At 71.0% G+C, this 22,580-nt stretch carries 20 protein-coding genes; 8 read left to right on the forward strand and 12 right to left on the reverse strand.

The features are described from left to right. Nucleotides 1-239: 239 nt before the first annotated feature. From B072_RS0127855 to B072_RS0127870, 4 genes are all read right to left on the reverse strand, one after another. On the reverse strand, nt 240-1,721 hold the full coding sequence (locus tag B072_RS0127855) for a PLP-dependent aminotransferase family protein (protein WP_018533242.1): 1,482 nt from the start codon (nt 1,719-1,721) through the stop codon (nt 240-242). 102 nt (nt 1,722-1,823) lie between these two features. After that, a complete protein-coding gene (locus B072_RS0127860; protein WP_018533243.1) occupies nt 1,824-3,314 on the reverse strand; it encodes a glutamate synthase subunit beta in 1,491 nt (496 codons plus the stop codon). An 81-nt stretch (nt 3,315-3,395) separates the two neighbouring features. Next, nucleotides 3,396-3,881: a DUF1772 domain-containing protein gene (locus tag B072_RS0127865; RefSeq protein WP_018533244.1), complete on the reverse strand. Its 486-nt coding sequence runs from the start codon at nt 3,879-3,881 to the stop codon at nt 3,396-3,398. A gap of 236 nt (nt 3,882-4,117) precedes the next feature. Beyond that, complete coding sequence (locus B072_RS0127870; protein ID WP_018533245.1) at nt 4,118-4,843, reverse strand: DUF2293 domain-containing protein; 726 nt, start codon at nt 4,841-4,843, stop codon at nt 4,118-4,120. A 56-nt stretch (nt 4,844-4,899) separates the two neighbouring features. Between B072_RS0127870 and B072_RS0127875 the strand changes: the two genes are divergently transcribed. Next, a complete protein-coding gene (locus B072_RS0127875) occupies nt 4,900-5,544 on the forward strand; it encodes a uridine kinase (protein WP_043244804.1) in 645 nt (214 codons plus the stop codon). A gap of 5 nt (nt 5,545-5,549) precedes the next feature. Here the strand turns inward: B072_RS0127875 and B072_RS0127880 are convergent, their stop codons facing one another. Beyond that, nucleotides 5,550-6,677: a magnesium and cobalt transport protein CorA gene (locus B072_RS0127880; protein ID WP_018533247.1), complete on the reverse strand. Its 1,128-nt coding sequence runs from the start codon at nt 6,675-6,677 to the stop codon at nt 5,550-5,552. A 220-nt stretch (nt 6,678-6,897) separates the two neighbouring features. Between B072_RS0127880 and B072_RS0127885 the strand changes: the two genes are divergently transcribed. Continuing rightward, nucleotides 6,898-7,698 carry a methyltransferase domain-containing protein gene (locus tag B072_RS0127885; protein WP_018533248.1) on the forward strand — a complete coding sequence of 267 codons (801 nt, stop codon included), beginning with the start codon at nt 6,898-6,900 and terminating at the stop codon, nt 7,696-7,698. 510 nt (nt 7,699-8,208) lie between these two features. Here B072_RS0127885 and B072_RS0127890 read toward each other — a convergent pair. From B072_RS0127890 to B072_RS0127905, 4 genes are all read right to left on the reverse strand, one after another. Continuing rightward, nucleotides 8,209-9,117, reverse strand: a complete 909-nt coding sequence (locus B072_RS0127890; RefSeq protein WP_018533249.1) for a carbohydrate kinase family protein — start codon at nt 9,115-9,117, stop codon at nt 8,209-8,211. Further along, nucleotides 9,114-10,019, reverse strand: coding sequence for a pseudouridine-5'-phosphate glycosidase (locus tag B072_RS0127895; protein WP_018533250.1), 906 nt, complete (start codon nt 10,017-10,019; stop codon nt 9,114-9,116). The genes B072_RS0127890 and B072_RS0127895 overlap by 4 nt, the downstream gene beginning before the upstream one ends. Nucleotides 10,020-10,241: 222 nt before the next feature. Continuing rightward, on the reverse strand, nt 10,242-11,468 hold the full coding sequence (gene fdhA / locus B072_RS0127900; protein WP_018533251.1) for a formaldehyde dehydrogenase, glutathione-independent: 1,227 nt from the start codon (nt 11,466-11,468) through the stop codon (nt 10,242-10,244). Between the two features lie 171 nt (nt 11,469-11,639). Further along, nucleotides 11,640-11,903, reverse strand: a complete 264-nt coding sequence (locus tag B072_RS0127905; RefSeq protein WP_018533252.1) for a GlsB/YeaQ/YmgE family stress response membrane protein — start codon at nt 11,901-11,903, stop codon at nt 11,640-11,642. Between the two features lie 153 nt (nt 11,904-12,056). Here B072_RS0127905 and B072_RS0127910 point away from each other — a divergent pair, with 153 nt between their 5' ends. Beyond that, nucleotides 12,057-12,458 (forward strand): cupin domain-containing protein, encoded by a 402-nt coding sequence (locus tag B072_RS0127910; RefSeq protein WP_018533253.1) that lies wholly within the window; start codon nt 12,057-12,059, stop codon nt 12,456-12,458. Nucleotides 12,459-12,501: 43 nt separating this feature from the next. Here the strand turns inward: B072_RS0127910 and B072_RS0127915 are convergent, their stop codons facing one another. The 3 genes from B072_RS0127915 to B072_RS0127925 form a co-directional block, all read right to left on the reverse strand. Beyond that, complete coding sequence (locus tag B072_RS0127915) at nt 12,502-13,719, reverse strand: MFS transporter (protein ID WP_202539112.1); 1,218 nt, start codon at nt 13,717-13,719, stop codon at nt 12,502-12,504. Nucleotides 13,720-13,872: 153 nt separating this feature from the next. Then, complete coding sequence (locus B072_RS0127920; protein ID WP_026246372.1) at nt 13,873-14,445, reverse strand: methylated-DNA--[protein]-cysteine S-methyltransferase; 573 nt, start codon at nt 14,443-14,445, stop codon at nt 13,873-13,875. Between the two features lie 44 nt (nt 14,446-14,489). After that, nucleotides 14,490-15,374, reverse strand: coding sequence for a glycerophosphodiester phosphodiesterase family protein (locus B072_RS0127925; protein ID WP_026246373.1), 885 nt, complete (start codon nt 15,372-15,374; stop codon nt 14,490-14,492). A 271-nt stretch (nt 15,375-15,645) separates the two neighbouring features. Here B072_RS0127925 and B072_RS0127930 point away from each other — a divergent pair, with 271 nt between their 5' ends. The 5 genes from B072_RS0127930 to B072_RS0127950 all read left to right on the forward strand — a co-directional run bounded on the left by B072_RS0127930 (nt 15,646) and on the right by B072_RS0127950 (nt 22,555). Continuing rightward, complete coding sequence (locus B072_RS0127930) at nt 15,646-16,500, forward strand: MHYT domain-containing protein (protein ID WP_018533257.1); 855 nt, start codon at nt 15,646-15,648, stop codon at nt 16,498-16,500. Between the two features lie 60 nt (nt 16,501-16,560). Continuing rightward, the gene (gene uvrB / locus B072_RS0127935) at nt 16,561-18,696 is read left to right on the forward strand and encodes an excinuclease ABC subunit UvrB (protein ID WP_018533258.1); all 2,136 of its coding nucleotides are present in this window, start codon (nt 16,561-16,563) and stop codon (nt 18,694-18,696) included. A 151-nt stretch (nt 18,697-18,847) separates the two neighbouring features. After that, on the forward strand, nt 18,848-19,426 hold the full coding sequence (locus tag B072_RS0127940; protein ID WP_018533259.1) for a TerD family protein: 579 nt from the start codon (nt 18,848-18,850) through the stop codon (nt 19,424-19,426). 10 nt (nt 19,427-19,436) lie between these two features. Next, nucleotides 19,437-21,332 carry a TerD family protein gene (locus B072_RS0127945; protein WP_018533260.1) on the forward strand — a complete coding sequence of 632 codons (1,896 nt, stop codon included), beginning with the start codon at nt 19,437-19,439 and terminating at the stop codon, nt 21,330-21,332. A 233-nt stretch (nt 21,333-21,565) separates the two neighbouring features. After that, a complete protein-coding gene (locus B072_RS0127950) occupies nt 21,566-22,555 on the forward strand; it encodes a TerC family protein (RefSeq protein WP_026246374.1) in 990 nt (329 codons plus the stop codon). The last annotated feature ends 25 nt before the right edge of the window (nt 22,556-22,580 follow it).

Below are 22,580 nucleotides of genomic sequence, written 5' to 3' on the forward strand. Positions count from 1 at the left end.
GNNGCGATCACCCGGCGTCGGTGGGGCACCGGCACGGCGGGTGGGTTTTCAGGGGGGCGCGGGGAGCTGCGCGCCCGGCTATGTGGCGCGATCACCCGNCGTCGGTGGGGCACCGGCACGGCGGGTGGGTTTTGAGGGGCGCGAGGAACTGCGCGCTCAGCCACCCCCAACCGCCACCCGGAACTCCTCACCGCCACCCCAGCACGCCCACACACACCTGCCCTTCGCCTTCTCGCCCTCTAACGCCGGCCCCCGTCGCTCCCACCGCACCGCTCCAACACCCCGCACAACGCCTCAACCGCCACCCCATAAGCCCGCTCAGCAGCCGCCGCATACCCCACGACAACCCCGTCCTCACCCCGAACCACAACCCCACCCTCACGCTCGCCCCGCACCCCGGGATGCCGGAACTCCGCCAACCCGTCCACCGAGATCCCCCGCCCCCGCGCAGCCTCCACGACATCCCGCTCCCGCCCGGAGGGCACCCGCAGAACGGCGTGCAACCCCGCCGCGATCCCGCTGACCCGGACCCACGGCGCCCGCTCGGCAAGCGCCGCCACCAGCAGATCGCGCCGCCCCCGATACCGCTGACGCATCCGCCGCACATGCCGGTCGTACGCCCCCGACGACAGGAACTCCGCGAGCGCCAACTGATCGAGCGCGCTCGCCCACCCCTCCCGCTCACCCTTCGCCGCGACCACCTCCGCCACCAGATGCTCCGGCAGCACCATCCATCCCAGCCGCAGCGCGGGCGAGAGGCTCTTGCTCACCGACCCCACGTAGACCACACGCTCCGGATCGAGCCCCTGCACCGCCCCGACGGGCTTGCGGTCGTACCGGAACTCCCCGTCGTAGTCGTCCTCCATCACGAGCCCGTCCCGCCTCCGCGCCCAGTCGACCACGGCGGCCCGCCGCTCGGCGTGCAAGGGCCCACCCGTGGGGAACTGGTGCGCGGGAGTGAGCAGCACCCCGCGCACCCCGGCCCCGAGCGCACCCAACTCCCCGACGAGCGCCCCGTGTTCATCGACGGGCAACGGAATCGTCCGCACCCCCGCCCCGGCCAGCAGCTCCCGATGGAACCCGAGCCCGTACTCCTCCACGGCGAGCGGTCCGCGCAGCACCTTCTCCCCGTAGAGCAGCCGCAACGCGTGCGCGAACCCCGAGCAGATCACGATGCGTCCGGGCTCGGCGCGCACCCCGCGCGAGCGTGCCAGGTACTCGGTGAGCGCGGTACGCAGTTCGATGCGGCCCTGTGGATCACCGGGCCCGAAGGCGGCGACCGGCGCCGCGTTCAGGGCGCGCCGGTACGCCGTGGCCCAGGCGGCCCGCGGAAACGCCGACGCGTCCGGCGCGCCCTGCCGCAGATCGTGCACGGGCCCCCGGGAACGTACCGGCACGGCCGTCCGCGGCGACGCCGGCCCACCTGACGGCTCCGGCGGCCGCGCCCGCTCGGCGACCCGCGTCCCCGAACCCTGGCGCGCGGTGAGCCAGCCCTCGGCGACGAGTTCGGCGTAGGCGTCGGCGACGGTGTTGCGGGCGACACCCAGATCGGCGGCGAGCGCGCGGTACGGCGGCAGCCGGGTCCCGGGCGCGAGCCGCCCGGACCGCACCGCGTCGCGCAACGCGCCGGTGAGCGCACCCCGCCGACTCCCCGAACGGGACAGCTCCAGATGCAGATCGACCCCGATCCGCTCCGCCGAATTGACCCACGATTGCGCCATGGAACCGCACCTTACAGAGGGCCGATCACCCGATCCGGGGCGTCGGCCCACGCACCCCTCGTACCGGTCGAACGCTTCCCTCCGTGCCACTCCCTCCCGCGATCACACCCCCATGGGCCGGTCATGCGCCCCGACAGGCGCCGGCAACCGCGTCGTCCCCATGAGCCACCGGTCGACCGCCGCGGCGGCGGCCCGCCCCTCCGCGATAGCCCACACCACGAGCGACTGCCCCCGCCCGGCGTCCCCGGCGACGAACACCCCCGGCACCTCCGTGGCGAACCCGGCATCCCGAGCGATCCCGCCCCGCTCACCCACCTCGAGCCCCAACTGGTCGACCAGCGAACCGACATGGCGCTCCGGGCCATGGAACCCGAGCGCCAACAGCACCAGATCGGCAGGCAGCGTCCGCTCCGTCCCGGCCCGCGGTCTGCGCCCGGCATCCACCCCGACCAGGTGCAACGCCCGTACGTGCCCGCCCGCGTCCCCCGTGAAGCGGAGCGTCGACGCCGCGAAGAGCCGCGCGTCCGCATCCGCCTCCGGAGCCGTCTTCAACTCGCCCGCCTCCTCGTGCGCCGCGGACAGCCGGTACAGCTTCGGATACGTCGGCCAGGGCTCGGCCTCCTCGTCGCGCACGTCCCCCGGTTGGGTGTAGATGTCCAACTGGGTCACGGAAGCGGCCTGTTCGCGCACCGCCGTACCCAGGCAGTCCGCCCCCGTGTCACCCCCGCCGACGATGACGACATGCTTTCCGGCCGCGCTGAGCGGCGACACGGTCAGGTCGCCCTCGCAGACCCGGTTCGCCAGCGGCAGGTACTCCATCGCCTGATGGATCCCGCCCAACTCCCTTCCCGCAACGTCGAGTTCACGCCACGCGGTCGACCCGGTGGCGACGATCACGGCGTCGTACCGCGCCCGCAACCGGTGCGCGGTGATGTCCCGCCCCACCTCCACGGACGTACGGAACCGCACCCCCTCGTCCGTCAACTGCCCCAATCTGCGCTCTAGTTGACGCTTCTCCATCTTGAACGCGGGGATCCCGTACCGCAGCAGTCCGCCCGCCCGGTCGTCACGCTCGTACACGGCGACGGTGTGCCCGGCCCGGGCCAGCTGCTGCGCCGCCGCGAGCCCGGCGGGACCCGAACCGACCACGGCGACGGTCCGCCCCGTGTGCCGCTCCGGCGGCTGCGCGGAGACGAACCCTTCGTCCCAGGACCGGTCGGCGATGGCGACCTCGACGTTCTTGATGGTGACGGCGGGCTGATTGATGGCGAGGACGCATCCGGCCTCGCAGGGCGCGGGGCAGAGCCGTCCGGTGAACTCGGGGAAGTTGTTGGTGGCGTGCAGCCGCTCGCTCGCGGCGCGCCAGTCGCCGCGCGCGACGAGTTCGTTCCACTCGGGGATCAGGTTCCCCAGCGGACACGCCTCGTGGCAGAACGGGATCCCGCAGTCCATGCACCGGTCCGCCTGCGCGCTCACGATCGGCAGCAGCCCGCCGGGAACGTACACCTCGTCCCAGTCCCGCACCCGCTCGTCGACCGGCCGACGCGGTGCCTCCTGCCGCGCTGTGGTGAGAAAGCCCTTGGGGTCGGCCATGGCCGTCTCCCTACTCCGTGACTCCTTTCGTCACGATACGTCGCATCGCCGCGCCCCGCCCCGACGACAGGTCCGGGACGCTCAGGTCAGGGCCAGCACGAACGACGCCGACGCGGCGAGCGCTGCGCCGCCCCGAATGTGGTTCCACATGACCCACTCGCTCAGATACGTACGCCAGTACGCGGCGCTGCCCTCGGACTCCTCGTCACCGGCCAGCTTGGCGAGCGTCTCGTTGCGCGGAATGTTCGCCAGGACCGTCACACCGAACGACCCTGCCAGATACAGCGCACAGCCGAGCAGCAGCTCGACGGTCGCGTGCTCGGGCCAGAGCACGAACGTCACGACGGCGATCACCGCGCACAGCACGGCCGCACCGAGAAAGACGGCCATGAAGGCCGGGGTGACGGCCGCGATGTTGATGGAGTTCATCGCCGCGATCCCGCGCGCGGCGGGCAGCGCGCCGAGCCCGCGCATCACGAATGTGGAGAACGCGGCGAAGACCCCTGCCGCGACCCCGCACCACAGCGCCCCGAGCACGACCAGTACGAAGTACGGCCCCTCGATCATCCTGACCCCCCTTGGTCCGGCCCTGGGTATGTGAAGGGATCATGCCGCAGATGTGCATGTAAGGGGAATGGTTTCCGACTTTCGCGGTCGCATCTTCCGCATCACGGAACGAAAGCATCATCAAGATCTGGGAGTAACCCGATGCCGCCCGGACATCCGCCCCCCCCGAACACCGGCTTCACCCGAGCCTCACTTCTTGCCTCGCACCCCCATCCCTGCTTCCCTGCTTCCGCTGCTCACGCCGCTCCCGTGCCGGCCTCCGTCGCCCACCGATCCAGCACCGCCCCCACCGTCCCGGCCACCCGCACCCGCGCCTCCCTCCTCGCCACTCCCTCCATCAGCAGCCGGTCGTACGGAGTGTCCCCGTGCCGCACCGCCGCGCGCACGGCCGCCGTGACCGCCCCCTCCGACAGGGCTCGCCCCGCCGCACTCCGTCCGACCCGCCCGCTCCCGCGCAACCCCGCGTGCCCGGCGATGGCCACGGCCCGCTCCTCGGGGCACCCGGGGAACAGCCGCCGGATCGCCGCCGCGAACGCCGCCACGAACCGCACATCCTCCGCCGCCCGCCGCTCGGCGTCCCGAGCCCGCCGCCGGGCCCGCGCCTCCGCGTCCGCGAGACACCGTGCCTCGGCCCGCGCGAGCGCCGTCTCCTCGACGAGCAGGCCCTGCCGCTCGTACCGCCCGCGCCGCCGATGGAACCGCACCACGACCGCGCAGAGACCACTCTCCTCCCTTGCCCGCCTGGTCAGCGCGGTGTCGCCGCGCTGCAGAAACACCAGATGCCCCAGGTCCGCGCAGTCCAGACAACGCGGCTGTCCGTCCTCGAGCGCCAGCAGCGTGAGCGGCCCACCCCGGCACACACCGCACCGCCGCCGCTTGACCGGCTGGAAAACGAGGGGCCCGCGCACGGCGAGGACCGGGAACCCGGCGCCCGACTCGGCGCTTGAATCCGCGCTGCTCATACCGACGTCATGCCCGCCCCCGACCTGCTGCCACCACTCCGTCGCCGCCCGGCATCATGGACCGTGTGCGACTCGAAGCGATCACCTGGGAACGGCTCGGCGAAACCCTCGCCGAGCGCCTGCTCGACCTGAAGCCGTCCGACGGCGGCCCCTGGCCGAAGGTCGCCTTCGACGGGGCGCCGGCCGCCCGCCCCGGCGACCTCGCGGCACGCGTCCACGAAGCCCTGCGCACCCGGGGCCGGTCTTCGCTGGTCGTCGGCACGGAAGGCTTCCTGCGCCCGGCCTCGCTGCGCTACGAGTTCGGACGTCAGGACGTGGAGGCGTACTACAGCGGATGGTTCGACACGGGCGCGCTGTGGCGCGAGGTGTTCGGCCCCCTCGAACCGGACGGCACGGGCCGTGTCCTGCCCGACCTGTGGGACCCCGCAACCGACCGGGCCACCCGCAGCACCCCCGTCCAAATCCCGCCGGGGAGCGCCCTGTTGCTGCACGGCCCCCTCCTCCTCCACCACTGGTTCCCCTTCGACCTGACGGTCCACGTGAGCCTCTCTCCGGGCGCCCTGCGCCGCCGTACCCCGGACTCCGACCACTGGACGCTCCCGGCCTACGACCGCTACGACACCGAGACCGACCCCGCCGCGAACGCCGACATCGTCATCCGCGCCGACGACCCCCGCCATCCCGCCTGGAACGGCGGCTGACCCTGCTACAGCCACCCGTTGCGCTTGAACCCCCGGTACACGACGAAACAGATCACTCCTATGACGGACAGCATGAGCGGATAGCCGAACCGCCAGTGCAGCTCCGGCATGTGATCGAAGTTCATGCCGTACACGCCGCACCCCATCGTCGGCACGGCCACGATCGCGGCCCATGCGGTGATCTTGCGCATGTCCTCGTTCTGCGCGACGGTCACCTGCGCGAGATGGGCCTGCAGGATCGAGTTGAGCAGTTCGTCGAAGGCCGCTATCTGCTCCGCCGCCCGCAGCAGATGGTCCGACACGTCACGGAAGTACGCCTGTATGTCGGGCGGCACGACGGGGAAGGGGCGACTCGCCAACTCGAGCACCGGACGCGACAGCGGCACCACCGCCCGCTTCAACTCCAGCAGCTCCCGCTTGAGTTGGTAGATCCGGCCGGGATCCGCCCGCGCTCCGTTCTGCGCGAACACCGCCGCCTCGACCTCGTCGATGTCCGCCTGGACCTCGTCGATCACCGTCAGATAGTCGTCGACCACACTGTCCGCGATGGCGTGCAGCACCGCGGCCGGGCCCTTGGCCAGCTGCTCGGGATCCGCCTCCAGGGACTCCCGCACAGGGCCGAGCGAACCGTGCAGGCCGTGCCGCACCGTGATCACGAAGTCATGGCCGACGAACACCATGAGCTCGCCCGTGTCGACGACCTCGCTGGTGGCGGTGAGCTCCGCGTGCTCGACATAACAGACCGTCTTCAGAACGGCGAAGAGCGTGGTGCCGTACCGCTCGACCTTGGGCCGCTGGTGCGCGTGGACCGCGTCCTCCACGGCGAGCGGATGCAGATCGAACAACTCGGCGATGTCCGCGAACTCCAGCTCCGACGGCTCGTGCAGGCCGAGCCACACGAACCCGTCGTCCGCCTTGCGCACCGCGCGTACGGCCTCGACGAGATCGCGCCCGTCCTTCCCGCGACGCCCGTCGCGGTACGTCACGCAGTTCACCACCGCGGACCCGAGCGGGGAGCGCGCCGGGTGGCTCAGGTCGACCCGTCGCCGTCGACGCGCCAGCCGCGCGACCTTCCGCAGACCGCCGACCTTGCGGAGGCTGCCGACCTTCCGCAAATTGCCCGCCATCGACATGCTCGGCTCCTTGCGCCGCTGTTCGTACGTGCTGTACCTGGCTGTCGCCCTGCCGTGAGAGCGACTTGGCGAGCCAGTCTGCCAGCGATCGCCGCCATCGTGTCGAGCCCTGTGGGAACGGACCATTCCGCTCCGGTTCGCTTCGCAGCGATCTCCACGGAGACGGCCTTGACCACCCCAAATGCCTCGTATACCCCGAGAGGGCTGGGATGATCGGGGCATGAAGCACTCCGGCGGCCACGCTTACCTTCTCGACAATCAGCAGCCCGAGGCGGGCCAGCGCTTCGACGCGCTGTCGACGCTGTTCGACCCCACGACGTTCCGGCACATCGAGCGGCTCGGCATCGGTTCCGGCTGGCGCTGCTGGGAGGTCGGCGCCGGCGGTACCTCGGTGGTGTCCTGGCTGGCACGGAAGGTCGGCCCGACCGGCCGGGTTCTCGCCACCGACATCGACACGTCCTGGCAGACCGGTTCGCCCCGCACCCCGGTCGAGGTGCGTCAGCACGACGTCGGCGTCGACGCACCCCCGGTCGAGGGCTTCGACCTGGTGCACGCCCGACTCGTCCTGGTCCATGTGCCGGACCGGGAGCGAGCGTTGCAGTCCATGATCCGCGCCCTGCGCCCCGGCGGCCGCCTCCTGATCGAGGACGCCGACCCCGCACTGCAGCCTCTGCTCTGCCCCGACGAGCACGGCCCGGAACAGCAGTTGGCCAACCGCCTGCGCCACGGCTTCCGCGCCCTGCTCGCGGAGCGCGGCGCCGACCTGTCGTACGGCCGCAAGCTCCCGCGCCTGCTCCGCGAGGCGGGCCTGCGCCGGGTCGAGGCGGACGCGTACTTCCCGCTGACGTCCCCCGCCTGCACGGCCCTGGAGACGGCGACGGTCGAGCAGATCCGCGCCGACCTGGTCACCGCGGGCCTGGCCACGGACGCCGACATCGACCGCCACCTGGCGAACGTGGCAGAGGGCACGATGGACCTGGCGACGGCCCCCCTGATCTCGGTGTGGGGGAGAAAGGGCTGAGACGCAAGGCGCCCGAAGGAGCGCGTGGCCGCGCCCAAGCGCCCCACAGGGACACGGGGAACTGCGCGACCAGCCACAACGAAAGCCGCACCCGCCCCCCTCACCTCAACCTCCTCTGCAACTGCGCCCCCGGCCACTCCACACCGGGGTCCAGGGGCGCAGCCCCGGTTTCGGGAAGGGGCGGGTCCGGGGCGCACATCCCTTTCTCCGCTTACCGCGAGTCCCCCGCCAACTGTGGCCGCGACCGTCCCACAAGAGCGGGCACCGCAGCCCGGCGGCCGCCCCCCGGTTTCGGGAAGGGGCGGGTCCGGGGCGCACATCCCTTTCTCCGCCTACCGCGAGTCCCCCGCCAACTGCGACCGCGACCGCCCCACAACAAGGGGCACGTCACCCCGGCGGCCGCCCCCGGTTTCGGGGACGGGGGGTGGACGGGGAAGCAAAACACTTACTCCACCAACCGCGAAACCCCCCACCAACTGCGACCGCGACCCCCCAACAACAAGGGGCACGTCACCCCGGCGGCCGCCCCCCGACCCGCCCCACCGCCACCGCCCCCGCCCGACACCCCTCCACCACGGCCTCACGCCACGAGTCCCCCCGAAGCCGCGCAGCGACAAGCGCCCCGGTGAACGCATCCCCCGCCCCGGTCGAATCCCGCACCACCACCCCCGCCACACCCTCGACCCGCTCCCGCACCACCCCACCCCGCGCGACCGAAGCCCCCGCTGCCCCCGCCTTCACGACGACCACCGGGAACCGCCCGCTCAGCTTCGCCCCGGCGTCCTCGATCCCCTCGGCCCCACTGAGCAGCACGGCTTCGTCCCGGCTCGGCACCAGCACGTTCACCCCCTCCGCCAGTGCCAGGAACCGCTCGGCCCCCAACTGCCGCAGAAACCCGGCCGAAGCCGGATCCACACTCACCGGCACGCCACGCGCGCGTGCGTCCCGCACCGCGACGGCCACCAACGCCCGCCCGGTGTCGGAGAAGAACAAGTAACCCGACAGGTGCAGCCACCCGACCCCGTCCAGATACCCGGCCGACCAGTCCCCGGGCCCCACCCGCAGGCACGCTCCGCTGTCCGTCAGGAACGTCCGCTCGCCGCCGTTCGCCTCGTCCACGAGGCAGATCACCGCCCCGGTCGGTGCCTCGGTGTCCACCACGAGCCGCGGCCGCACCCCGGCCCGTACGAGCGCCTCCTCGTGCCACCGCGCCGAGTCCACCCCGACCCGTCCCAGCAGACCCACCTCCCGGCAGCCCGTGTACGCCGCCCAGCACGCCACGTTCGCGCCCGCGCCACCCGGCACCGTACGGACCGAGGCCGCCGTGTCCGTCCCCAGGGCGAGCTGCCCGCGGTGGCGGGCGACGACGTCCGTGACGACGTCTCCGACGACGAGCAGCGCCCCGCCGGCCCGCGTCACGCCCCGGCCCAGGCCGCCGCGATCCGCCCGGCGAGCCGTACGTTCCCGCGAACGGCAGCCAAATTGGCCTCCAGCGAGGCTCCGTCGGTGTGCCGCACCAGATAGTCCAGCAGGAACGGCGTCACGCCCTGCCCGCTGACGCCCTCCTCCGCGCAGGCCCGCAGCCCGGCCTCCAGCACGCGCGCGTGCAGCACCGGATCCAACTGCGCTTCCTCCGGTACGGGGTTGGCGACGATCAGCGCCGACTCCTGGGCCGCCAAGCCGTCCTGGGCCCGCATCACCCGCGCCACCTCGTCCGGCGTGTGCAACGTCCAGTCCACCGGCTCCCCGGAGTCGGCGAGGTAGAAGCCGGGGAAGCGTCCGGTCCCGTACCCGGCCACCGCCACCCCCAGCGTCTCCAGGCGCTGCAACGTGGCCGGTACGTCGAGGATCGACTTGACCCCGGCGCACACCACGGTGATCCGGGTCCGCGCGAGCAGACCCAGGTCGGCCGACTCGTCCTGGGTCTGCGTCCAGCCCCGGTGGACCCCGCCGAGCCCGCCCGTGGCGAAGACCCGTACCCCGGCACGTGCCGCGAGCAGCGCCGTCGCGGAGACGGTCGTCGCTCCGCTCGCGCGCGTCGCCACGGCGAGCGGCAGATCGCGCTGGCTCAGCTTGCGTATGCCGTCCTCATTGGCGATCCGCTCCAACTGCACCTTGTCCAGGCCCACATGGGGTCGGCCGTCCAGCACGGCGATCGTCGCGGGTACCGCGTCCTCGTCCCGCACGACCTGCTCCAGCTCCAGCGCCACCTTCAGGTTGCGGGGGCGCGGCAGCCCGTGCGCGATGATCGTCGACTCCAGCGCCACCACCGGGCGCCCCGCTCCGACCGCGTCCCGTACCTCGTCCGACACGACCAACATGCGCTCGCCTCCCGCCAGTCGGAGCCCGAGGCTCCAGTGATCCAGTGATCCAGTGATCTGGTGATCCGGTGATCCGGTGAGGAACTCGTCCCTGTCACCTGTCATCCCTGGCGGACGCGTATCGCTCTCAAACACGCCGCCTACAGGCGACGCGCACGCGAGCGGACGGCAAGGGGGCTCCACGCGCGCGTGGAGCCCCCTTGCCTCGACCGTGCTCCGCCTCTAGACGGGCCGTGCCCCGCTCAGCGCGCCATGCGGATCAAGGACGTACTTCCTGCTCGCCCCTTGATCGAACTCGGCGTAACCGCGGGGAGCCTCCTCCAGGCCGATCACGGTCGCGTTGACGGCCTTCGCGATGTGTACGCGTTCGTGCAGGATCGCCATCATCAGACCCCGGTGGTACGTCATGACGGGGCACTGTCCGGTCGTGAGCCGGTGGCTCTTCGCCCAGCCGAGGCCGAGTCGCACCTTCAGCGTCCCGGTGCGCGCGTCCTGGTCGACGCCGCCCGGGTCGTCGGTGACGTACAGGCCCGGGATGCCGAGCGCGCCGCCGGCCGTCGTGAGCCCCATCAGGGAGTTGAGGACGGTCGCCGGTGCCTCGGGCGCGTCCGGGCCGTGCGCGCGGGCCTCGAACCCGACCGCGTCCACGGCGGCGTCGACCTCCGGCACCCCCAGGATCTCGGCGACCTGGTCCTCGACCGTCCCGCGCGTCAGGTCGACCGTCTCGCAGCCGAAACTCCGTGCCTGCGCGAGACGTTCGGCGTTGAGATCGCCGACGATCACCACGGCGGCACCCAGCAGGTACGCCGACGCGGCCGCCGCGAGACCGACGGGCCCGGCCCCCGCCACGTACACGGTCGAACCGACCTTCGTCCCCGCCGTCACCGCCCCGTGGAAGCCGGTCGGGAAGATGTCCGACAGCATCGTCAGATCGAGGAGCTTCTCGCGCGCCTGGTCGGCGTCGGGGAAGCGCAGCACGTTGAAGTCCGCGTACGGGATCATCGCGTACTCGGCCTGACCGCCGACCCAGCCACCCATGTCGACATAGCCATAAGCCGCCCCCGGCCGTGCGGGGTTGACGTTCAGGCAGATGCCCGTCTTGCGCTCCTTGCAGTTGCGGCAGCGTCCGCACGCGATGTTGAAGGGCACCGAGACGACGTCCCCGACGTCCAGGAACTCGACGTCGGGGCCCTTCTCGACGATCTCGCCGGTGATCTCGTGGCCGAGCACGAGTCCCTCGGGTGCCGTGGTGCGACCGCGCACCATGTGCTGGTCGCTGCCACAGATGTTGGTGGCGAGCACCTTGAGGATCACGCCGTGCCGGCACGTCCGGCCGACATTCGCGGACGCCACCCCCGGGCCGTCCTTCAGTTCAAGCGTCGGGTGCTCGATGGTCCTGACCTCGACCGCACCCGGCTTGAGATATGCGACTGCCCTGTTTCCGCTCATGCCTGATCGCCGTCCCTTCGGCTCCGTTGCTCGTCTACGGCGGATGTTCCGGCTGTGCGCACGGTGGAGTCTGCTACCGAAACGGCTCGTTGAGGAGCCTTGCGGAGCAAGGCCGTCGAGGAAGAGGTCGAGGAAGAAACGGTGATGCGGAAACGGTCGCTCAGTAGGTGATCAGCGACGCATCCGGCCGCGGTCGAGCAGCCCCACACCCAGCGCGGCGAGACCGATCTGGATCAGCCACTCGACCCAGTCCACGCCCTTGGTGTCCGCGACGTCGAGGCCCGCGGCGATCGCCGAGCCGAGCAGGGCCGCCACGATGCCGACGACGATCGTCGCGAGGATGCCGATGCGCTGCCGTCCTGGCAGCACCAGCCGGCCGAGCACGCCGATGACGATACCGATCACTATCGCGCTGAGAATCCCGGAGATCTCCATGTCTGTACGACTCCCTTGTGTGGGCGATGCCGCCAAGTCGCTTTCTGCGTCTTCGAGTCGTCTTCCCCTTGACGGCCCGTCCAGTCTGCGGGGCGAGCACACGACGAGCCGTCCAGTGAGAGGAGAGGCGCAGGTCAACTAGGGTGACCCGCCATGACCACGAACGATCAGACCGCCGCCTCCACCGCATCTGCTGTCGCCACGGCCTCCGGCGCCTCCTTCGCCGTCCGTGTCCCGGAGGCCGAGCTGGAGCCGGAGCCGCTGGACCCCGCGCAGATCGTCTCGGGCACCCCCGAGGTCACCGGCAAGGTGCTGTGGGAGTCGGCGGACGGCAAGCAGCTGCGCGGCATCTGGCAGATCACGCCCGGCGTGGTCACCGACACCGAGGCGAACGAACTGTTCGTGGTCGTCAGCGGCCGAGCCACCGTCGAGGTCGAGGGCGGCGACACCCTGGAGGTCGGCCCCGGCACCGCCGCGGTGCTGCGCGAGGGCGACCGCACGACGTGGACCGTGCACGAGACGCTGCGCAAGGCCTACCACATCACCCTGGGCTGAACTCCCGGCCGAACCGCCCTCCGGATCAGCCCAGTCAGCCCTGTCAGCCTTGTCGGGGTGTTCGACGAGTGAACAGCGCGAGCGCGCCGAGAGGCACCAACAGGCACGCCGCCGCCAGGTTCAGCCACGCGTAACTCGCCGTCGCCACCACTAGCCCCGCCGCCGCGCCCCCGACACCCGCCGCCAGGCTCGTCGTCAGATCGGACAGCCCCTGCGCTGCGGCCCGCGCTGCCTGCGGCACGGAGTCGGTGAGCAGCGCGGAACCCGCGACGAGCCCCGCGGACCAGCCGAGCCCGAGCGTGAACAGCCCCGCCGCGCTCTGCGCCCGGTTGCCGTCCGCGGTTCCGGCGAGCAAGGCCGCGCACCCGAGCAGCCCGACCGCAAGCCCGATCACGGTGAGCCGCCCGAACCGGTCGGCCAGCCGCCCCATCACCGGTGAGAACGCGTACATCCCCGTGATGTGCCCACTGATCACCAGGCCGATCAACTCGATGCCGGCACCGTGGTGTTCGAGATCCACCGGCGTCATCGACATGACAGAGACCATCGCGGTGTGCGACACGGCGACCGTCACCAGCGCCAACCGGGCACGGGGCGAGGCGGCGACCGCCGCGAACCCCGCCCGGACGGAACGTGCCTCGGGCCTCTGGTCCTCGGCGGGGGCCAGCGCCCGCGCGGTCAGCAGCGGATCGGGCCGCAGCGTGACGTGCACCAGAACGGCGGACACGAGGAACACCCCGGCCGCCCAGACGAACGGCCCGGCCTCCTTCGGTATCCCGAATCCGCTCACGCTGCGGCCCGCGGGCGCCGCGATATTGGGTCCGAGCACGGCACCGATGGTGGTGGCCCACACGACGGTCGAGATCGCCCGGGCCCGCCGGTCCGGCTCGGCCAGATCGGCGGCCGCGTACCGGGCCTGCAGATTCGCGGACGACGCCGCACCGAACCCGGCCAGCCCGACGAGCAGCAGCGGAAAGCTCCCGACGACGGCGGCCAGCACGGTCACCACGGCGCCCACCGTGCCGATCAGATAGGCGAGCACGAGCCCGGCCCGCCGCCCCCGCGCGTTCATCAACGCGGCCAGCGGCACCGAGAGCAACGCGGTCCCGGCGACACTCGCCGTGGACGCGAGCCCGGCCAGCGCCTCGTCCCCGCTCACCTTCTTGGCGAGCACGGCGGCGAGCGCGATCCCGGTCGCGGTCCCCAGTCCGCCGAGTATCTGAGAGGCGACGAGCACCCGCTGCGTACGCCGCTGCACCAGCTCGACGTCCGGCCCGGCACCTACAGCCGACTCGGCGCCCCCGGCCCCTGCGTCGATCGAGGACGAGCCCTTGAGGCGATCGAGCCACCCACTCTCCGCACCCACCACACAACCCCCACCCCGACGAAGCGATACCGCAGCTCAGGGACCCTCTCAGAACAGCGGCTCGGGCAACACCCCTTCCAGCGCGAGCAACTTCCGCTTCGTCTCGAGGCCGCCCCCGAACCCCCCGATGCCGCCATCGCGCTCCACCACCCGATGGCACGGCACCACGACCGGCAGCGGATTCGCCCCCATCGCCGCCCCCACGGCCTGCGCGGCACCCGGCTGCCCGACCCGCCGCGCCAGATCCCCGTACCCCACGACCGCGCCGTACGACACCCCGGCCGCCAGCTCGCGCAGCACCTCCCGGTTGAACCCGGTGATCAGCGACCAGTCGAGAGGCAGCTCGAAGTCGCGGCGCCGCCCGGCGAAGTAGTCCGCCAGCTGCCGTATCGCCTCGGCGAGCAACGGCGACTCCGGCGCCTCGACCGGCTCGGCCCCGAAACGGGAGCCGAGCCGGTCGAGCGCCTTGTCCCGCACCGCTTCGGTGGCGTGGAAGACCACGCTCACCAGACCGTCCCGCGTCGCGGCGAGCAGCAGCGGCCCGATGTCGCTGCCCACGACGGCCCACACGACACGCTGCGGCGCGGCCGTGCCCTGCTCGTTCTGCCCAGTGGCGTCCATGCCGACCACGGTACGGCCGGGCACTGACAACGCCCGGCCGGCCGTCAGTCGTCCAGGGCCTCGCGCACCACGTCCGGGGCGTTGGTGATGATCCCGTCGACGCCGAGTCCGGCCGCGCGCCGGGTGCTCGCGGCGTCGTTGACGGTCCATGTGTAGACCTCGAGCGGCTTGCCGTGCGGCCCCTTGAGCGCGTGCACCGCGTCGACGTAGCCCGCGTCGATCGTCGTGTGGGACGGGTTGATCTGGTCGGAGAACGTCGCGTACGCGGGCAGGTCGGCCACGGCCGGGGTGCCCAGGAAACCGGTCGTGATGTCGGGCCGCCGCTCGTGCACGGTCCGCACACTGTCCGCGCTGAAGCTCTGGATGACCAGCCGGTGCTTGATGTGCCCCCTCTTCAGCCAGCCGTCCCGGCCCAGCTGCCGCAGGATCTGGTCCTCGATGCCCGGATACAGCTCGGGTGACTTGATCTCCATGAGCAGCTTCTGGTGGTTGTGCTCGACCCGCTCCAGGTACTGGTGCAACGTCGGGATCCGCGCGCCGGTGAACTCGGCGCCCTTCCAACTGCCCGCGTCCAGCTTGGCGATCTCCGCGGCGGTGAAGTCCCGCACGTTCCACGGGGCGCGGTCGGGGAAGAGCTCCTCGACGTTCGTGGTCCGCGTCAGCGTGGTGTCGTGGAGGATGACGAGGGCGCCGTCCTTGGTGCGCTGCACATCGTTCTCGACCCAGTCGAAACCGAGGTCGTCCGCCTTGTCGACGGCTTCGAGCGTGTTCTCGGGGGTGTAGGCGGAAGCACCGCGGTGCGCGACGATCACGGGGTCACCGTGTCCGGCGTGCTCGGTGGCGGCCTGAGCTGCGGTGGGCAGGGCCACCACTCCGATGACGACGGAACCGGTCACTGAGGCCAGTGCGGCTGCTGCGCGTGCGTACACGTCTGCTCCTCATGCGTCGTGAGATCACGGACCGCACGAGCGTGACAGCCTGGAGCCAACAGAAAACAGGCGAAGGATGGTCAGAGGTTGAACGGAGTTACCCAACTGCGACCACCCCCCGGGTCGGATGCCGGGATTCTTTACCGGAAAATCGTTCGAGCGTTCCCGTGTGAGCTTTAATCTCAGGCTCAACCGCGGCCACTTCGGTGGTCCTCGGCGGGGGCACGAGCAGGACATCTCAGGGCACAACAGGGTGGAAGGGCTGCGACACATGCAGGGCACGGTCGACGGCTTCAGTTACGGGCTCGTCACTCCGGTGGTGGCGTATCTCATGGCCTGCCTGGGGGGCGCCCTGGGGCTGCGCTGCACCACAAGATCCCTCCTGGTGGCCCACAGCTGGCGGGTCGGCTGGCTCGCGCTCGGCTCGGCGGCCATCGGCTCCGGCATCTGGACGATGCACTTCATCGCGATGATGGGCTTCACGGTCAAGGGCATACCGATCCACTACGACCTGGCGACGACCTTCGCGAGTCTCGGGGTCGCCATCGTCATGGTCGGCGTCGGCGTCTTCATCGTCGGCTACAAGGGAGCGACCGGCACCGCACTGTTCACCGGAGGCACCATCACCGGCCTGGGCGTCGCGTCGATGCACTACCTGGGAATGGCCGGAATGCGCCTTCACGGGACGATCCAGTACAACACCCTCACCGTGGCCGCCTCCGTGGTGATCGCCATGGCTGCCGCCACCGCCGCGCTGTGGGCTGCCGTACAGGTGCGCGGCTTCCTCTGGAGCCTCGGCGCGAGCCTCGTGATGGGACTCGCCGTCTCCGGCATGCACTACATGGCGATGGCGGGCGTCAGGGTCCACGTACAGGGCTCGGTCACCGGCAACCCCGGAGGGGACACGGCCACCACCATTCTCGCGCCCATGATGATCGGGCCCCTCTGCTTCCTCCTCCTGGCCGGCGTGGTCGTGATGTTCGACCCGCTGATGGTCATGGGCCGCCCCGACTGGCGCGACGCCCAGGAGGCCGCGGACCACCGGGGCGCCACGGCTCCCCGCGTCCCCCGCCCGCGCCGTGCCTCCGGCAGGCAGCAGGAGCGGCGCACCCCGCAGGGCTGGTGACGGCCGGTCCCGAGACCGGTTGTGGCCCGGTTGTCAGTGGTGGGTCGTACGGTGGATTCCATGCGGCCCGTATCCAAGATCGAACGCACGGTGGCGCCTTTCGAGGTCGTCAGCCCGTACCAGCCCAGCGGTGACCAGCCTGCGGCCATCGCCGAGCTGGAGAAGCGCGTCACAGCAGGTGAGAAGGACGTCGTCCTGCTCGGCGCGACCGGCACCGGCAAGTCCGCCACCACGGCGTGGATGATCGAGAAGCTCCAGCGCCCCACCCTGGTGATGGCGCCGAACAAGACGCTGGCCGCCCAGCTGGCCAACGAATTCCGCGAGCTGCTGCCGAACAACGCGGTCGAGTACTTCGTCTCGTACTACGACTACTACCAACCCGAGGCGTACGTCCCGCAGTCGGACACGTACATCGAGAAGGACTCCTCGATCAACGAAGAGGTGGAGCGCCTGCGCCACTCCGCGACGAACTCGCTGCTGACGCGGCGCGACGTCGTCGTGGTCGCATCCGTCTCCTGCATCTACGGCCTCGGTACGCCGCAGGAGTACGTGGACCGCATGGTCCCCCTGAAGGTCGGCGACGAGATCGACCGGGACGACCTGCTGCGCCGCTTCGTCGACATCCAGTACACGCGCAACGACCTGGCCTTCCAGCGCGGCACCTTCCGGGTCCGCGGCGACACCATCGAGATCTTCCCCGTCTACGAAGAGCTCGCGGTCCGCATCGAGATGTTCGGCGACGAGATCGAGTCGCTGTCCACGCTGCACCCGCTCACCGGCGAGGTCATCAGCGACGACGAATCGCTCTACATCTTCCCGGCGACGCACTACGTGGCGGGCCCCGAGCGCCTGGAGCGCGCGGCGAACGACATCGAGAAGGAGCTCGGCGAGCGCCTGTCCACGCTGGAGAAGCAGGGCAAGATGCTGGAGGCCCAGCGCCTGCGCATGCGCACCACGTACGACCTCGAGATGCTCCGCCAGATCGGCTCCTGCTCCGGCGTGGAGAACTACTCGATGCACTTCGACGGCCGCGAGCCCGGCTCCCCGCCGAACACGCTGCTCGACTACTTCCCGGACGACTTCCTGCTCGTCATCGACGAGTCGCACGTCACCGTGCCGCAGATCGGCGCCATGTACGAGGGCGACGCCTCCCGCAAGCGCACCTTGGTCGACCACGGATTCCGGCTGCCGTCCGCGCTCGACAACCGCCCGCTCAAGTGGGAGGAGTTCCAGGAGCGCATCGGCCAGACCGTCTACCTGTCGGCGACCCCCGGGAACTACGAACTCTCACGCGCGGACGGCTACGTGGAGCAGATCATCCGCCCCACCGGCCTCGTCGACCCGGAGGTCGTGGTCAAGCCCACCGAGGGGCAGATCGACGACCTGGTGCACGAGATCCGTACACGCACCGAGAAGGACGAGCGCGTCCTGGTCACCACGCTGACCAAGAAGATGGCCGAGGACCTCACGGACTACTTCCTCGAACTCGGCATCCAGGTGCGCTACCTGCACAGCGACGTCGACACCCTGCGCCGCGTGGAACTGCTCCGCGAACTGCGCGCCGGCGAGTACGACGTCCTGGTCGGCATCAACCTGCTGCGTGAGGGTCTTGACCTGCCCGAGGTCTCCCTGGTGGCGATCCTCGACGCCGACAAGGAGGGCTTCCTGCGCTCCGGCACGTCCCTGATCCAGACCATCGGCCGTGCGGCTCGTAACGTGTCGGGCCAGGTCCACATGTACGCGGACAAGATCACCCCGGCGATGGAGAGGGCCATCGACGAGACGAACCGCCGCCGTGAGAAGCAGGTCGCGTACAACGAGGCGCACGGCATCGACCCGCAGCCGCTCCGCAAGAAGATCAACGACATCGTGGCGTCCATCGCGCGCGAGGACGTCGACACGGAGGAGCTGCTCGGCAGCGGTTACCGCAAGGGCGGCAAGGACGGAAAGGGTGCCAAGGCCCCCGTGCCCTCGCTCGGCAAGGCGGAGGGAACCAAGAAGAAGCGCGGCAAGGCCGAGCCGACCGTCCCGACCGACCGCCCCGCTGCCGAACTCTCCGAGCAGATCGAGGAGCTGACCGACCGGATGCGGGCCGCCGCCGCGAACCTCCAGTTCGAGATCGCGGCACGTCTGCGCGACGAGGTGTCCGAGATGAAGAAGGAGCTCCGCCAGATGAAGGAGGCGGGTCTGGCCTGACCCGCCACGACGGGCGGGGTGACGTGGGTGTGTTGCAAGACCGCCACAAAATCCCGCCCGCGGTGGCGGTGCTGTCAGTGCCGCCCTCTAGGGTTTGACCAACCGCGCATGCGCCGCGGCAACAGGGGACGGCACGAGAGGGGACAAGCGCGTGGGCATCAGCTTGAACAAGGGGCAGGCCATCAGCCTCGAGAAGAAGGGCGGAGGCACCCTCACCGCCGTGCGCATGGGCCTCGGCTGGCAGGCGGCTCCCCGGCGCGGCCTGTTCGGCACCCGCACGCGGGAGATCGACCTCGACGCGTCCGCGGTCCTCTTCGCCGACAAGCAGCCGGTGGACGTGGTCTTCTTCCGCCACCTCGTCAGCGACGACGGCTCGGTGCGGCACACCGGTGACAACCTGGTCGGCGGCGCCGGCCAGGGCGGCGACGACGAGGCGATCCTCGTCGACCTCGCGCGCGTCCCGGTCCACATCGACCAGATCGTCTTCACGGTCAACTCGTTCACGGGCCAGACCTTCCAAGAAGTGCAGAACGCGTTCTGCCGCCTGGTCGACGAGACGAACGGCGAGGAGCTGGCGCGCTACACGCTCGACGGCGGCGGCCAGTACACGGCACAGATCATGGCCAAGGTCCACCGAGACGGCGCGGGCTGGAAGATGACGGCCCTGGGCACGCCGGCCAACGGCCGCACGTTCCAGGACCTGATGCCCTCCATCCTGCCCGGCCTGTAGCGGGCCGACGATGGCGGCCGAACTGGTGAGGGGCCAGAACCACCCCCTCACCCAGACCCGTCTCGAGATCCGGGTGTCGGCCGGCCATCCGGTCGTCGCGGGCGCCACGCTCGCCGACGACCGGGGCACCGTGCACGGCACCGAGCGCGTCGCCCACCCGGGTGCGCCCGCGCTGCCGGGCCTCGAAGTCCCGCGCCAGGCGGCGGCCGACCACCGCCTCGCCGTCGACCTGGACGCGCTGCCGCAGGACGTGCACCGCGTGACGGTGCTGCTCGCCCTGCCCGTCGGCGCGGGCGGCCCGGCCCGCTTCGGCGCGGTGGCCGCCCCGTTCCTCGCGGTCACCGGCCTCGACGGCGCCGAGCAGGCCAGCTACACCGTCACCGACCTCGACACGGAGTCGGCCGTCGTCGCCCTGGAGCTGTACCGCAGGCAGGGCGCCTGGAAGGTGCGCGCCATCGGCCAGGGCTACGCCGACGGTCTCGCCGCGCTCCTCGCCGACCAAGGCCTGCCGGACGCACAGGGGCTGGCGGGCAGCATCCATGACGCCGTGGCCCAGGGGCAGGCCCGCGCGGTGGCACCGCCGCCGCGCACGTCGGACGCGACGACGCAGATCCGCGCGACCGCCACGGCCGGACACGCGGCGAGCGGCTCGCCGTCCACCGCCCCCGCGCCTCCCGGCACGGGAACCGGCGGCCCCGTCGACTACACGCACCCCCGCCGCCAGGCACCACCGCCCCCGCCCACCGCGCAGCCCGCCGAGCCCGACCGGCCGGCCGCACCCGTCGCCGGTGACGCCACCGGCTGGTCCATGGAGGAGCGGCTCTACAACCAGGTGTGGGGCATGTTCGAGGACCTGGCCCGGACCACGGCCGCGTACCGCAGCGCCGTGGACTTCGCCGACTCCCGCATGGAACAGGAGCTCGATCAGGTCCTGTCCGACCCGCGCAGCCGCATCGGCGGCCAGGGCGACGCCGCGCGCGAGGCGGCCCGCGCCAAGCACGGAGCCCTCGTGGACCGGGCCCGCGAGGCCCTCGACCGGGACCTGGCCCAGCTCGTCGCCGAGTCCGAGGTCGTCGAGCCCGCGCTCCCGGCGCCGTACGCCGGCTGGGACAACCCGTGCTGGCACGCGTACCGCAGCCCGATGGAGATCCCCATGGCCGTCCGCCTGGGCGACCTGAGACTGCCGGAGAGCGACAGCGCGGGCCTGCGCATCCCGATGCTCGTCCGGCTGCCGCCGGAGCGCGGCCTGTGGATCGACGCGGGCGCCTCCTCCGGCGACGCGCTCACCGACGCCGACGAACTGCGGGCCCGTGCCGCGCACACCGCGGTCGTCCATGCGGCGCGACTGCTCGCCTCTTATCCGGCGGGCGAGTTCAGCGTGCACGTCATCGACCCGGCCGGCACGGCGGCGGGCGCACTGGCCCCGCTCGTCGACGCCGGGGTGCTCGCGAGCCCACCGGCCAGGGGAGCGGCGGGGGTCACCGAGACCCTGACCCGGCTCACCGAGCGCGTCGACCTCGTCCAGATGGCGATCCGCGCGGGCGCCGCCGACTCCCTGCCGCCCGATCTGGACGTCGCCGAGCAGCTGCTGATCGTGCACGACTTCCCGCACGGCTTCGACGACCGGTCCGTCACCAGGCTCCGCTACCTCGCGGACGAGGGCCCGCAGGTCGGGGTCCATCTGATGCTGGTCGCCGACCGCGCGGACGCAACCGAGTACGGTCCGCTCCTCGACCCGCTGTGGCGCGCCCTGCTGCGCCTGACGCCGGTCCCCGACGACCACCTGGCCGACCCCTGGGTGGGGCACGCCTGGACGTACGAGCCACCGGGCATCCCGCACGGCAGCGCGGTGCTGCGTGCGGTCCTCGCGGAGGTGGCGAGGGCCCGTAAGGAAAGAGGCCTTTGACCTGCGCGCTTGGTGACCTCTTTACCTAAACCTTTACCTTTCATGGGACTTTCGAGTACTCTTCTTGACGCGGAGGGGAGTACTCCCATGCGCGACGTACCCGTCAATACGGACGACCGGCCCGATGGCCGTCGATCCCGGGGCGTCGGCCCGTGGCGCCGTTCGGCGCTCGGGTGGAAGAGACCTCCGGCAGCGACGACGCTGATCAGTAGCCGTACGACGCCGGAGGCGCAGTGGACGTTTCAATGACTCTGTGGGTGCTGACCATTCTTGGTCTGTGCGCCCTGATCGCGGTCGACTTCTTCATCGGGCGCAAGCCCCATGACGTGTCGATCAAGGAAGCCGGCATATGGACGGTCGTCTGGATCGTGCTCGCCGTGCTGTTCGGCATCGGCGTGACGATCTGGGGCAGCGCCCAGTCCGGCGGTGAGTTCTTCGCCGGCTTCATCACCGAGAAGTCGCTGAGCGTCGACAACCTCTTCGTCTTCATCCTCATCATGGCGAAGTTCTCGGTGCCGACCCACCTTCAGCAGCGTGTGCTGCTGTTCGGTGTGCTCATCGCCCTCGTGCTGCGGGCGATCTTCATCGCGGCGGGCGCCGCGATCATCTCGAGCTTCTCGTGGGTCTTCTACCTCTTCGGTGCCTTCCTCATCTACACCGCCTGGAAACTCATCAAGGAGGCGCTGGCGGACGAGGAGGAAGAGGACTTCGAGGAGAACCGCGTCCTGAAGTCGATCGAGAAGAAGTTCGGCGTCGCGGACCGCTACCACGGCACGAAGCTCTTCATCCAGCAGCACGGCAAGAAGGTCATGACGCCGCTCCTGGTCGTCATGCTCGCCATCGGCATGACCGACGTGCTGTTCGCGATGGACTCGATCCCGGCGATCTTCGGCCTCACTCAGGACCCGTACATCGTCTTCACGGCCAACGCGTTCGCCCTGATGGGGCTGCGTCAGCTGTACTTCCTCATCGGCGGCCTGCTCAAGAAGCTGGTCCACCTCAGCTACGGCCTGTCGGTGATCCTCGGTTTCATCGGCGTGAAGCTGATCCTGCACGCCCTGCACGAGTCCGGCGTGCACGTACCGGAGATCTCCATCCCGGTCTCGCTCGCCGTCATCTGCGGTGTCCTGGTGATCACGACGATCACCAGCCTGATCGCCTCCAAGAAGCAGGCCGAGCGAGAAGCGGCCGAAGGCGCTCAGAAGGACAGCATCGAGGCCTGACGCCACACGGCGTAGGAATTACCAG

The organism is Streptomyces sp. HmicA12, from assembly GCF_000373565.1.
Lineage (GTDB): Bacteria > Actinomycetota > Actinomycetes > Streptomycetales > Streptomycetaceae > Streptomyces.